The organism is Caldimonas brevitalea, assembly GCF_001017435.1.
Taxonomy (GTDB): domain Bacteria; phylum Pseudomonadota; class Gammaproteobacteria; order Burkholderiales; family Burkholderiaceae_C; genus Caldimonas; species Caldimonas brevitalea.
This window is the reverse complement of sequence record NZ_CP011371.1, coordinates 5,089,933-5,102,516: the sequence shown is the minus strand read 5'-3', so window position 1 is coordinate 5,102,516 and position 12,584 is coordinate 5,089,933. Positions and strand designations below refer to the sequence as shown.

Below are 12,584 nucleotides of genomic sequence, written 5' to 3'. Positions count from 1 at the left end.
CTCCGTGCTGCCGCACTCCGGTGCGAGCCCCTTCGGACGGCCGAGCGGGGCTCATGCCCACACCTTCCAGGGCGCCTCGTCGTTCTGCCACAAGTCTTCGAGCTTGAGCTTGTCGCGCAGGGTGTCCATCGGCTGCCAGAAGCCTTTGTGGGTGTAAGCGGCGAGCTGTCCGTCACGCGCCAGGCGCTCGAGCGGTTCGCGTTCCCACACGGTACGGTCGCTGTCAACATAGTCGACCGCCTCGGGCTGCAGCACGAAAAAGCCGCCGTTGATCCAGCTGCCGTCGCCCTGCGGTTTTTCCTCGAAGCGGGTGATGCGCTTGTCCTGGATGTCCAGCGCACCGAAGCGGCCCGGGGGCTGCACCGCGGTGACGGTGGCGGTGCGCTTCTGCTCCTTGTGGAAGGCGATCAGCTCGCTCACGTTGACGTCCGCCAGGCCGTCGCCATACGTGAAGCAGAACGGCTCGTCGTCGTCGAGATAGTCCTTGACGCGCCGCAGCCGCCCACCCGTTTGCGTCTGCTCGCCCGTGTCGACCAGCGTGACGCGCCAGGGTTCGCAATGGCGGTGGCACACCTCCATGCGGTTGTTGGCGAGGTCGAAGGTGACGTCTGACATGTGCAGGAAGTAGTTCGCGAAGTACTCCTTCACGACATAGCCCTTGTAGCCCAGGCAGACGATGAAGTCATTGATGCCGTGGTGCGAGTACAGCTTGAGGATGTGCCACAGCACCGGGCGGCCGCCCACCTCGACCATGGGTTTCGGCCGCACCGAGGTTTCTTCGGCCAACCGGGTGCCGAGGCCGCCTGCGAGGATGACTGCTTTCATGGGGGTGGGTACCGTTCGGGGAAGTGGGTCGACAACAGGTGGGTGGGCAGACAGACGGCTCAGACGGCCGCGGGCAGCGCTTGAGGCGGCAGACCGCGGCGTTCGAGGTCGGCCATGCGCAGGTACAGCTGCTCCAGATCACCGGCAAAGCGCGCGCCGTCGAACAGCGGAAAGGCGGTGCGGCCGGCGTCGAGGTGCTGGCGCAGCGCCTGCAGGCGGGGTCGGTCGTTGAGCAGCTCGATCACCAGCGCCTCGTATTGCTCGACGCTGGTGCACACCAGCTCGCCCAGCCCCACCGCATGCAGCAGGCTGCCCGCGACGCGCGAGGCGAAGCTGTCGCCCATCAGCGTCACCAGCGGCACGCCCATCCACAAGGCGTCGCTTGCCGTCGTGTGGGCATTGCAGGGCCAGTTGTCGAGCATCAGGTCGGCCACCGGCAGGCGCGCCAGGTGCGGCTCGACGCCGACACGCGGCGCGAACACCAGGCGGGCCGGGTCGAGGCCGCGCGCTTCGGCCTCGTGCTTCAGGTTGTGCATGGCCTGGGGGTTGTCGGCCAGCAGCCACAGCACGCTGTTCGGCACCGCCTTGAGGATGCGGACCCAGGCGTCGAAGGTGTCGGGCGAGAGCTTGAAGCTCTGGTTGAAATTGCCCAGCACCAGCGTGTCTTCGCTGAAGCCCCAGCGGGCCCGGCTGTCGGGCGCCGGACGGGCGCGGCGGCTGTCGTTGGGCTGGTAGCTGTGGGGCAGCTGGGCGATCTTCTCGCTGTACCACTCGGCATGTTCGAGCGGCGTCACGATCCGGTCGCCGACGATGTAGTCGATGTAGTCGGCGCCGCAGGTGCCGGGGAAGCCGAGGAAGGCCACTTGCAGCGGCGCGGGCCGGTAGGCAAACAGCCGCATCCGGTTGCCATGGGTGTGGCCCTTCAGGTCGACCAGGATGTCGATGCCGTCGGCGTGGATGCGCCGCGCCATCTGCTCCTCGGACATGCCGGTCATGTCGACGAAGTGCTCGCAGGCGCTGCGCACCCGGCGCAGCACCACGCTGCCGTCGTCCTTGCCGTGCGAATACAGCGTGATCTCGAAGCGCTCGGTGTCGCGCCGTTCGAGCGCCTCGACCATCAGCAAGGTGGTGGCGTGGCTGTGGAAGTCGGACGAGACGTAGCCGATGCGGATGCGGCGTTCGCCCTCGGCCGGCACGCGGTTGCGCGGCAGCGGCACGACACCCGTGGCACATTTCACGGCCACCTGCTCGGTCGCTTTTCTGAACAGCTCGGGGGGCGTCTCGATGGCGGTCAGCGACCACACGGCGCCTTCACCTTGCGTGCCGCCGGCGCGCACGTCCATGTCCGTGAGCGATTTCACGATCTCTTGGCGGGCCGCGTCGAAGCCTTCCCAGACGCATGCGTACTGCCGCATGTGCAGCACCATCAGCTGCGCGGCGAAACGTTTCGGGTCGAGCACATGGGCCGTGAGAAAACTCTCGGCCGACTGCTCATACATCTTGAGGGCCTTGAAGGCCAGGCCCAGCCGCATGTGGATGGCCGGGTCGGCGGGCTGCTGCACCACCGCTTCCAGGTAGGCATGCACCGCTTCGGCCGGGCGACCGAGTTGGGCCAGCGTGATGGCGTGGTTGGTGACGAAGTGGTAGTGCTGGCGTGCCGGGCCGCTCGCATGCCGCTGGAAATAGGGCAGGGCTTCGGCAAAGCGGTGCTGCTCGATCAGCGCCATCGTCAACAGATGCGCCGCCTTGAAATCGTCGGGCTCTAGTTCGAGCGCGCGGCGTGCAGCCTGGGCCATTTCTTCGAACTGGCCCAGGCGGTAGTGGGCCGTGGCGAGCGTGGTCCAGTCCTTGAGGCCGAAGCGGCGGTCATGGGCCAGCTCGGCCAGCGTGGACGCGGCCTGCTGCCAGGCGCCGGACAGCACCGACTGGTAGGCGCGGCGGCGCGACTGCTCGTAGTGCTTCGCTACTGCGGCCGGGGTGGACTGGCGCTGGCTTGGGCTCGGGGGCATCTCGGGGTGTCCTGCAGGCGTGCGTGATCGTGACCCCATGAAATCTATCCGCGGCCCGTCGGGGGCGATGCGTGAATAAGGTCGCTGGTTTCCCTGCATTTCGCGATAGCGAGTCCCCCGAGCGCGCACTTTTTGGTGTACCGGGTCCGCAAAAAGCTCTTAAGTTCGTTCTGCAGCGGCCCGATATTGCTTGCAACGGGACATGAACTTCACGTCTCGTGGTCCGGAACAGACGACAGAGAACCGACACAACCGAAACCTCGGGTTCCCTGATGACTGCCGCCGGGCGCAGCTGGTCTTGGACCGGCGCGGTTGACAGGAGCGATCCTGGCAGCCGAGGCAAAGCCGGCGTCCTCGCCGGGAGTTCATCAAACGACTAGGAGTTACACCATGGCAATGACCATCAACACCAATGTGGCGTCGCTGACCGCCCAGCGCAACCTGAATGCGTCGCAAGGCACGCTCGGCACCGCCATGCAGCGCCTGTCTTCCGGCCTGCGTGTGAACAGCGCGAAGGACGATGCTGCCGGCCTGGCCATCGCCGAGCGCATGAACGCTCAGACCCGCGGCCTGAACGTGGCTGCCCGCAACGCCAACGACGGCATCTCCCTGGCTCAGACCGCTGAAGGCGCGCTGGGCAAGGTCAGCGACATGCTGCAGCGGATGCGCGAACTGGCCGTGCAGTCGGCCAACGCCACCAACAGCGACGACGACCGCAAGGCCCTGCAGGCCGAAGTCGGCCAGCTGCGTGACGAAATCGACCGTGTCGCCAAGAACACGACCTTCAACGGCAAGAAGCTGCTCGACGGTTCGTTCTCTGCCGCGAACTTCCAAGTTGGCTCCAACTCCGGCGAAAACATCACGATCGCCGCTGTGACCAACTCGTCGGCCGAAGGCCTGTCCAAGGTGGTCTACGGTTCCGCCAGCGAAACCGACATCGACGCTGCTGACATCACCGACCTGGCCGAGATCACCGACGGTTCGCTGTCGATCACGGTCGACGGCACCGCCTACACCCTGGCCGACCTGAAAGTGGCCCGCACCGGTGAAGAGCGCCTGGGCCAAGTGGTCGAAGCGCTGAACCGCCGCACCGCCGACACCGGCGTGACGGCCTTCCTGAAGGAAGAAGACGACGGCGAATACAGCATCGAGCTGCGTTCGTCCAAGCTGGACGCCGACGGCAGCGCCGTGGCGGTGTCGCTGACCGGTTTCGCCACGGCGACCACCGGCATCACGACCGCTGCCACGATCGCCAACGACGATTCCACCTCTTCGGCTGGTATCGACGAGCTGTCGATCGAGACGGTGGAAGACGCCTGGCTGGCGATGAAGCAGATCGACGATTCGCTGAAGCAGATCAACGATGCCCGTGCCTCGCTGGGTGCCGTCCAGAGCCGCTTCGAGAACGCTGTGTCCAACATCCAGATCCAGACCGAGAACACCTCGGCGGCTCGCGGCCGGATCGTGGATGCCGACTTCGCCCAGGAAACCGCCAACATGTCGAAGGCGCAGATCCTGCAACAAGCCGGTACGGCGATGGTGGCTCAGGCCAACCAGCTGCCCCAGCAAGTGCTGTCGCTGCTTCGGTAAGCGTCCCGCTGGGTGGCCTTCCTCTCGAGGGGGGCTGCTTCGCGACAAAAAGCCCGGCTCTGCCGGGCTTTTTTTTTGGCTGGCTGGCTGGCTGGCTGGCTGGCTGGCTGGCTGGCTGGCTGGCTGGCTGGCTGGCTGGCTGGCTGGCTGGCTGGCTGGCTGGCTGGCTGGCTGGCTGGTTGGCGGTGCGTGTTGTCGCCCCTGTGGGGCGATCGCCCTGCGGGCGAGTGCCGGGATGTGCGCCCGGCAGCGCACCTACTTTCTTTGCTTCGCCAAAGAAAGTAGGCAAAGAAAGGCGACCCGGGTGCGGCGCCCCTTCGCTGCGCGAAGGGGTGCTCTGCGGTGCTCGCGACGGGAAGGCGGCTGCGGAACTCGCCCTTTTTGAAGAGCGCCTACGCGCTCTTCAAACGGAGCTCAGACAGTCCTCGCCGACCCCGCGCTGCGCGCGGGGCAACCTTCCCGTCGCTGCGCTCCTCGACGCCGCACACGGGAGGGGGAGAGGCGCGGCTCGCTGCGCATCGCCTGGAAAGGCTGCCTCTTCCTGCGGAAGAGGATCGCGGGGGACTCGTGCGGGTGGGGTTATCGGTGGCTGAAGCTCGACATCGAGCCGGAGAAATCCAGGCGAGGCGCTGGCCCGGCCGAACAAGATCGCAGCCCGAACCCGAACCCGAACCCAAGCCCAAGCCCAAGCCCAAGCCCAAGCCCAAGCCCAAGCACGAGCACGAGCACGAGCACGAGCACGAGCACGAGCACGAGCACGAGCACCGCGAAGTGCGCCGCACCCCGAGCCTTAGGCCAACGCCCGAAACCTTGCTGGTTGACTCCCTCTCCCTCGGGGAGAGGGTGGGGGAGTGGGTCGTCTGACTGGTAAACGGGTCCCCTTATGACGAGCTGAGCAGCGCAGGGGTGGGCGGAAAAAGAAGGGCCGACTGTCTGAGCCCGCAGGGCGAGTTTGAGGCCCTTCCCGCCCGCCCCGAGCAGCGCAAGGCACCCCCGGCGCAGCCGGGGGCGAGGATTAGGGTGCCCTTTCTTTTGGTGCCTTTTCTTTGGGCAAGCAAAGAAAAGGTACTGCGCTGCCGGGCGCACATCCCGGCACTCGCCCGCAGGGCGATCGCCCCAACGGGGCGACAACACGCAACGCCCGCCAATCCTCTCCCCGGCCCGCCGCCCGCCGCCCGCCGCCCGCCGCCCGCCAGCCGCCAGCCGCCAGCCGCCAGCCGCCAGCCGCCAGCCGCCAGCCGCCAGCCGCCAGCCGCCAGCCGCCAGTCCCGACCCCCACCCTCAGCTCAAAACAACCCCCTTTCTCCCCGCCTTTTCCAGCTTTTACCTCCCCCCCACTTACCGAAAAATGACGGAACCGAAAGCGGTAGTCCCGGCGCCAAGAGCCGGATCTTGATCCTGGTTCTCAAGGAGAGCTGCCATGCCCCAAACGATCAACACGAACATTGCTTCGCTGACCGCTCAGCGAAACCTGAACTCGTCGCAGAGCTCGCTGTCCACCTCGATGCAGCGCCTGTCTTCCGGCCTGCGCGTCAACAGCGCCAAGGACGACGCGGCCGGTCTGGCCATCGCCGAGCGCATGAGCACGCAGGTGCGTGGCCTCAACGTCGCGGCCCGCAACGCCAACGACGGCATCTCGCTGGCTCAGGTCGCCGAAGGCGCGCTGGGCAAGGTCAGCGACATGCTGCAGCGGATGCGCGAACTCGCCGTGCAGTCGGCCAACGCCACCAACAGCACCGACGACCGCAAGGCGCTGCAGGCCGAAGTCAGCCAGCTGCGCGATGAAATCAACCGCGTCGCCAAGCAGACCGCCTTCAACGGCCAGAAGCTGCTGGACGGCTCGTTCTCGGCTGCCACCTTCCAGGTCGGCGCCAACTCCGGCGAAAGCATCACCATCGCCGCGCTGACCGACGCGTCCGCCGACGGCCTGTCCAAGGTGGTTTACGGCGAGGCCAGCGAAGCCGACATCGACGCCTCGGCCATCACCGATCTGGGGGCCATCACCGACGGCTCTCTGGTCGTCACGGTCGGCACCGAGGCCTTCACGCTGGGCGACCTGGCCGTCGCCCGCACCGGCGCCGAGCGCATGGGCCAAGTGGTCGAAGCGATCAACCGCCGCACCTCCGATACCGGCGTCGCCGCCTTCCTGCAGCAGGAAGACGACGGCCAGTACACGGTGCAGCTGCGCTCGTCCAACCTGGATGCCGACGGCAGCGCGGTGGCCGTGACGCTGGCCGGTTTTGCGACCGCCACCACCGGCCTGACCACCACCCCGGCGATCACCAACAGCGACGCGACCTCTACCGCCGGCATCGACGAACTGTCGATCGAGACGGTCGAAGACGCCTGGCTGGCGCTGAAGCAGATCGACGACTCGCTCGACCAGATCAACGAGGCCCGGGCGACGCTGGGTGCCGTGCAGAGCCGCTTCGAGAACGCGGTGTCCAACATCCAGATCCAGTCCGAGAACACCGCCGCCGCCCGCGGCCGGATCATGGACGCCGACTTCGCGGCCGAGACGGCCAACATGTCGCGCGCCCAGATCCTGCAGCAGGCCGGCACCGCGATGGTGGCGCAGGCCAACCAGCTGCCGCAGCAGGTGCTGAAGCTGCTGCAGGGCTGATGCAGATGCCCGCCGGCCACGCGCCGGCCCGCCCGTCGGCCCGCCCGGGGAAACCCTGGTGGGCCGCGCTTGTTTCGGCGCTCAAGTTCCGCGCGCACGTGCCGATACGAATACGACACTGAAGGAGTCTGTCCATGGCGATCACGTCACTCGGCCTCGGCAGCGGTCTCGACGTCAACAGCATCGTCGAGCAGCTGGTCTCGCTGGAACGTCGGCCGATCGAGCAGCTGGCGACACAAAAGACGACGCTGCAGTCCAAGCTGTCGGCGTTCGGACTGATGCAAAGCTACACGGTCAACGTGCAGGACGCCGTGGGCCGGCTCACGAACGCCAAACTCTGGACCCAGACCAAGGCGACCACCGCCGACGCGACCGCGGTCACCGTCGCCACGACCGGCACACCGGCCAGCGGCAGCTACAACGTCCAGGTGTCGCAGCTCGCGCAGACGCAAACCCTCGCCTCGTCGGCCTTCGCCAGCAAGACGTCGAACGTCGGCGCCGGCACCCTGAAAATCGAACTCGGTGCCTGGGACGCCGGCCTGACCAGCTTCACGCCCAAGTCGGGCGCCACCTCGGTGGACGTCGTCATCGCCCCCGGCGAAGACACGCTCGAGCAGGTGCGCGACAAGATCAACGCCGCCAACGCCGGCGTGACCGCATCGATCGTCACCGACGCATCCGGCGCGCGCCTGGCGCTGCGCTCCACTGCCACCGGTGCCGAGAACGCGGTGCGCATCACCAGCACCGGCGACGCGTCGCTGCAGGCGCTGAGCTTCGACCCCCCCGCGGGCGGCACCCAGATGGCGCAGAAGCAGGCCGCCAAGAACGCCCTGGCCACGGTGGATGGTGTCGAGCTGACCTCGTCGACCAACACCTTCGATGGCGCGGCCGAGGGCCTGAAGTTCACTGCGGCCAAGGTCACCACGACGCCGGTGCGCATCAGCGTCGGCACCGACACCGAGGCGATGCGTAAGGCCGTCGACGACTTCGTCAAGGCCTACAACGACATCAGCAAGTACATCTCGACCCAAACGAAATACGACGAAGAGACCAAGGTGGCCGGCGCGCTGCAGGGCGACCGCTCGTCGCTCTCGCTGCAAAGCCAGTTGCGCGCAGCGGTCACGCAGTCGAGCAGTGCCTCGAGCGTCTTCGGGCGGCTGTCGGACATCGGCCTGGAGATGCAGCGCGACGGCACGCTCAAGCTCGACGAGGGCAAGTTTTCCGACGCGATGGGCAAGCTGGACGAGCTCGGCAAGGCCTTCTCGAACGACGTGGAAGGCACTGCGCAAGACGGCTTCGGCGTGCGCCTCAAGGCGCTGACCACCTCGTTGCTCGACAGCGACGGCCTGGTGGCCGCGCGCAGCGAAGCGTTGCGTAACAGCATCAAACGCAACGACGAGCAGCAGGCCAAGATGGAAGACCGCGTCGCCCTGGTGCAACAGCGCCTGCTGCGCCAGTACGGCGCGCTCGACACGACGATGAGCAAGCTGAACGGCCTGAACAGCTACGTGTCGCAGCAGATGGCGGCGTTGGCGAAGAATTCCGGCAACAACAACTGACGCCCTCACAACCCGGCGCGGGCGCTACCGGTGCTGCGGTGCAGCAGCAGCAGGCCCGCCGGGCCCCGAACGGGCAGCAAAGCAGCGCCCCATCAAAGGGCCCTAGACCCGCCTTTTCGAGCTTTGCGTTGCACTCCGAAACGACAAAATCCGTTCAAGTTGCACAGACAGGCCGCCGATAACTCTTCTGACAGGTTCAACACACGAGCACAACACCATGTTTGCACCGTTCAGAAGCCAAGCCAGCGCCTACGGGCGCGTCCAGGTCGAGACCAGCGTTTCCACCGCCGATCCGCATGCCCTGGTGCTGATGCTGTTCGACGGCGCCTTGAGCGCCATCGCCACGGCCCGCGGCGCCTTGCAACGCCAGGACATCGAGGCCAAGGGCCACAGCATCGGCAAAGCCGTGCGCATCGTCGAGGAGGGGCTGCGTGGCGGCCTGAACCCGGCGGGTGGCGAGTTGGCCAGCAACCTGAACAACCTCTACGTCTACATCAATGGCCGCCTGACGCACGCGAATCTGCGCAACGACGACGCAGCGCTGCAGGAATGCCACGACCTGTTGTCCGGCCTGCGTGATGCCTGGACGCGGATGCAGACGCCCCAACAGAACGCCGCTTGAGAGAGGCAGCACCGATGACGACCACAGCGAGAACGGCCACCCTGTCCAAGTTGGAGATGGCGATGGAAGACAAGGCGCTACTGGGCTACTACGAAGCCATCGAGCAAGCCAGCGAAGACATGCTGCAGGCCGCCCGCGACGGCGACTGGGACCGTGTGGTCAAGCTCGAAGGCGCTTGTGCCGTGCTGATCTCCCAGCTCAAGCACGCCGCTGCCAACCGTGACCTGCAACCCGAGGAAGCACGCCGCAAGACCAAGATCATGCAGCGCATCCTGCTGAACGACGCGCAGATCCGCAATCTCGCGGAGCCGTGGCTGGAAGACCTCGACCGTCTGCTGGCCGGCTCGCCGAAGATGGTGCACTGAGGCGACCACGCCCAGTCGGATGTTCCACCACGCCATGGCGACGCCCTCGAACCCGCAGGCTCACGATCAGGCCGAAGACGCTGCGAAGCTCGACGACTTTCGCATCACCGGCCGCTTCGAGATCGCCACCCTGCTGCAGCAGCTCGTGCAGCAACGCGCGCTGGTGACGATCGCGACGCCCGAAGGCGCCTGCTACACCACCAACGTGTGGGAGGTCGAGCCGGACAAGGGCGTGATGCGCTTCAGCGCCGACCGGCTGGACCCGCAGTTGCAGCGGGTGCTGGATGCCGGCGACGCCGTCGCGGTGGCCTACCTCGACAGCATCAAGATCCAGTTCGACGTCGAAGGCCTGGTGCAAGTGCATGCGGGCCAGACCGCCGCCACCACGTTGAACTGCGTGCTGCCGGACGAACTGTTCCGCTTCCAGCGGCGCACCAGTTTCCGCGTGCGGCCGCTGCTCAACAGCCCCCCCGTGGCCAGTTTCCGTCACCCGGCGATCGCCGAGATGCGGCTGGAGCTGCGCGTGCTGGACGTCAGCATCGGCGGCATCGCGCTGTTCATCCCCGAGAACGTCCCCGTCGTCGAACCCGGCACGCAGATCGGCCAGGTGTCGGTGGAACTGGACGCAGAGACCCGCTTCAACGCCACCTTGCGCGTCGCACACGCGAGTTCGATGCTCGACAACAGCAAGGGCATGCGCATCGGCTGCGAACTCGAGAACCTGAACGGTGAAGCGCTGCGGTCGCTGCAGCGCTACATCGACCAGACGCAAAAGCGCCGCCGTCTGATGGCGCTCGACGACGCTTGACCGGCCACGGCCGACGAGCGACGCAGCAAGACACGACGAGGCGCCCCGAGGGGCGCCTTCTTGTTGCTGTGGTGGCCCTGCCGCCCACCCGAGGCAGACACATGCGCCGGCTTTACCCGGCTTTTCAGGCTTTGCCGGGCGGCGGCAGTCCCTCAAGATGCCGCACGCGTCGCCGATAAACCTCCCAATGCCTGGCTGATGATGGCCCGCGCAGCGGTCGCGTTCGCACGAGCGCAACAACAGCAGCAGCAGCATCAGCCACAGTTCCTTCTTCCCGAAACAACAACGCCCCTATGTTCGTCATCATCGGCTACGTCGTTGCGCTCGGCTGCATCTTCGGCGGCTTCATCATCCACGGTGGCAACATGGGGGTGATCCTGTCCGCCCTGCCGACCGAGTTGATGGTGATCGGCGGCGGCGCCGCCGGCGCCTTCATCGTCAACAACCAGACCAAGGTGCTGAAGGCCACACTCGCCTCCATCCCCAAGCTGTTGAAGGGCTCGAAGTACAGCAAGGCTCGCTACATGGAGCTGATGGCGTTGCTCTACGAGATTCTGCAGAAGGCCCGCAAGGAAGGCCTGATGTCGATCGAGAAAGACGTGGAAACGCCCCATGAGTCGCCGGTGTTCAAGAAGCATGCGACGGTGGGCAGCGACCACCACGTGGTGGAGTTCATCACCGACTACCTGCGCATGATGGTGTCGGGCAACCTCAACGCGCACGAGATCGAGGCGCTGATGGACAGCGAAATCGAGACCCATCACCACGAGTCGCATCAGGCGGTGGCGGCACTCACGCGGGTTGCGGGCGGCTTGCCGGCCTTCGGCATCGTCGCCGCGGTGCTGGGGGTGGTGAACACGATGGGCTCGGTTGGCCAGCCGCCGCCGGTGCTCGGTGCCATGATCGGCTCGGCGCTGGTCGGGACCTTTCTGGGCATTCTGCTCGCCTACGGCATTGTCGAGCCGCTCGCCGGCCTGCTGGAGCAGAAGAACGACGAAGACACCAAGGAACTGCAGTGCATCAAGACCACGCTGCTGGCGAGCATGCAGGGTTATGCGCCGCAGGTGGCGGTGGAGTTCGGCCGCAAGGTGCTGTACTCGACCGAACGCCCCAGCTTCATTGAGCTGGAAGGCCATGTGAAGGGCAAGAAGGCGTAAGCCGACCGCGGAGGCCCTATGGCAGGCGATTCGAAGAAACTTCAGCCCATCATCATCAAGCGCATCAAGAAGGGCGGCCATGCGCACCATGGCGGCGCCTGGAAGATCGCGTATGCCGACTTCGTGACGGCGATGATGGCGTTCTTCCTGCTGATGTGGCTGCTCGGGTCGACCACCGAGGGCGACCGTAAAGGTATCGCCGACTACTTCAACTCGCCGCTGAAGGTGGCATTGCTGGGCGGCGGCAGCGGCTCGGGCGACTCGTCGCATGTGATCAAGGGTGGCGGCACTGACTTGTCGCGCGCCAACGGCCAGGTCAAGGGCGGCGACATCGAGGCCAAGCGCAAGACCGTCAACCTGCAAGCGCTGAAGGAACAGGCGCGCAAGGCCGAGGCGGCGCGTCTGGAGAGCCTGAAGCGCAGCATCGAGACGGCGCTCGCCAACAACCCGCAGCTGCAGGCGTTCCGATCGCAGATCCGGCTGGACATCACGCATGAAGGTTTGCGGATCCAGATCGTCGACGACCAGAACCGGCCGATGTTCGATTCGGGCAGTGCGCTGGTGAAGGACTACATGCGCGAGATCCTGCGGGAGATCGGCAAGGTGTTGAGCCAGACCAACAACCGCATCACGCTGGCCGGGCACACCGATGCCACGCCATACAGCCGTGGCGAACGCGGCTACAGCAACTGGGAGCTCTCGGCCGACCGGGCCAATGCATCGCGGCGCGAGCTGGTGGCCGGTGGCCTCAGCGAAGGCCAGGTGGTGCGGGTGCTGGGCCTGGCGTCGAGCTCCTTGCTCGACAAAGAGAACCCGACCGACCCGATGAACCGACGCATCAGCATCATCGTGATGAACCGTGATGCCGAGGACCGCTTCTTCGAGCGCGACGGTGAGGGTGACGTCGGAGTCGGCACCGCGGCCGAGGTCGGACTCTCGTTGCATACACCACAGCCGGCGGACGGCATCTCCTCAAGTTCGCGCCTGGGCACCCGATAAGCCACAGGAACGCACGCACGCAAGCAA

10 protein-coding genes are annotated in these 12,584 nt (G+C 66.3%); 8 read left to right on the top strand and 2 right to left on the bottom strand.

Features of this window, described 5'->3' with window-relative positions; all coding sequences use genetic code 11:
* Nucleotides 1–51: 51 nt before the first annotated feature.
* The gene (gene rfbF, locus AAW51_RS21440; RefSeq protein WP_047196231.1) at nt 52–825 is read right to left on the bottom strand and encodes a glucose-1-phosphate cytidylyltransferase; all 774 of its coding nucleotides are present in this window, start codon (nt 823–825) and stop codon (nt 52–54) included.
* 59 nt (nt 826–884) lie between these two features.
* Nucleotides 885–2,834: an O-linked N-acetylglucosamine transferase, SPINDLY family protein gene (locus tag AAW51_RS28465; RefSeq protein ID WP_053013834.1), complete on the bottom strand. Its 1,950-nt coding sequence runs from the start codon at nt 2,832–2,834 to the stop codon at nt 885–887.
* Nucleotides 2,835–3,224: 390 nt separating this feature from the next.
* On the opposite strand from AAW51_RS28465, the gene AAW51_RS21430 reads away from it, so the two are divergent.
* From AAW51_RS21430 to motB, 8 genes are all read left to right on the top strand, one after another.
* Complete coding sequence (locus AAW51_RS21430) at nt 3,225–4,424, top strand: flagellin (protein WP_047196230.1); 1,200 nt, start codon at nt 3,225–3,227, stop codon at nt 4,422–4,424.
* Nucleotides 4,425–5,844: 1,420 nt separating this feature from the next.
* Nucleotides 5,845–7,047 (top strand): flagellin N-terminal helical domain-containing protein, encoded by a 1,203-nt coding sequence (locus tag AAW51_RS21420; RefSeq protein ID WP_047196228.1) that lies wholly within the window; start codon nt 5,845–5,847, stop codon nt 7,045–7,047.
* Nucleotides 7,048–7,181: 134 nt separating this feature from the next.
* Nucleotides 7,182–8,606 (top strand): flagellar filament capping protein FliD, encoded by a 1,425-nt coding sequence (gene fliD / locus AAW51_RS21415; protein ID WP_047196227.1) that lies wholly within the window; start codon nt 7,182–7,184, stop codon nt 8,604–8,606.
* Between the two features lie 217 nt (nt 8,607–8,823).
* On the top strand, nt 8,824–9,228 hold the full coding sequence (fliS, locus tag AAW51_RS21410) for a flagellar export chaperone FliS (RefSeq protein ID WP_047196226.1): 405 nt from the start codon (nt 8,824–8,826) through the stop codon (nt 9,226–9,228).
* Between the two features lie 62 nt (nt 9,229–9,290).
* Nucleotides 9,291–9,593, top strand: coding sequence for a flagellar protein FliT (locus AAW51_RS21405; protein WP_047196225.1), 303 nt, complete (start codon nt 9,291–9,293; stop codon nt 9,591–9,593).
* A gap of 34 nt (nt 9,594–9,627) precedes the next feature.
* Nucleotides 9,628–10,401, top strand: a complete 774-nt coding sequence (locus tag AAW51_RS21400) for a flagellar brake protein (protein WP_047198145.1) — start codon at nt 9,628–9,630, stop codon at nt 10,399–10,401.
* 293 nt (nt 10,402–10,694) lie between these two features.
* Nucleotides 10,695–11,558, top strand: a complete 864-nt coding sequence (gene motA, locus AAW51_RS21395; protein WP_047196224.1) for a flagellar motor stator protein MotA — start codon at nt 10,695–10,697, stop codon at nt 11,556–11,558.
* Between the two features lie 18 nt (nt 11,559–11,576).
* Complete coding sequence (gene motB / locus AAW51_RS21390; RefSeq protein WP_047196223.1) at nt 11,577–12,557, top strand: flagellar motor protein MotB; 981 nt, start codon at nt 11,577–11,579, stop codon at nt 12,555–12,557.
* The last annotated feature ends 27 nt before the right edge of the window (nt 12,558–12,584 follow it).

Bases quoted from the DNA above. Each gene is read 5' to 3' on its own strand.
- fliD (WP_047196227.1), top strand. From the start codon at position 7,182: ATGGCGATCACGTCACTCGGCCTCGGCAGCGGTCTCGACGTCAACAGC.
- AAW51_RS21420 (WP_047196228.1), top strand. From the start codon at position 5,845: ATGCCCCAAACGATCAACACGAACATTGCTTCGCTGACCGCTCAGCGA.
- fliS (WP_047196226.1), top strand. From the start codon at position 8,824: ATGTTTGCACCGTTCAGAAGCCAAGCCAGCGCCTACGGGCGCGTCCAG.
- rfbF (WP_047196231.1), bottom strand. From the start codon at position 825: ATGAAAGCAGTCATCCTCGCAGGCGGCCTCGGCACCCGGTTGGCCGAA.
- motA (WP_047196224.1), top strand. From the start codon at position 10,695: ATGTTCGTCATCATCGGCTACGTCGTTGCGCTCGGCTGCATCTTCGGC.
- AAW51_RS21430 (WP_047196230.1), top strand. From the start codon at position 3,225: ATGGCAATGACCATCAACACCAATGTGGCGTCGCTGACCGCCCAGCGC.
- AAW51_RS28465 (WP_053013834.1), bottom strand. From the start codon at position 2,834: ATGCCCCCGAGCCCAAGCCAGCGCCAGTCCACCCCGGCCGCAGTAGCG.
- AAW51_RS21405 (WP_047196225.1), top strand. From the start codon at position 9,291: ATGGAAGACAAGGCGCTACTGGGCTACTACGAAGCCATCGAGCAAGCC.
- motB (WP_047196223.1), top strand. From the start codon at position 11,577: ATGGCAGGCGATTCGAAGAAACTTCAGCCCATCATCATCAAGCGCATC.
- AAW51_RS21400 (WP_047198145.1), top strand. From the start codon at position 9,628: ATGGCGACGCCCTCGAACCCGCAGGCTCACGATCAGGCCGAAGACGCT.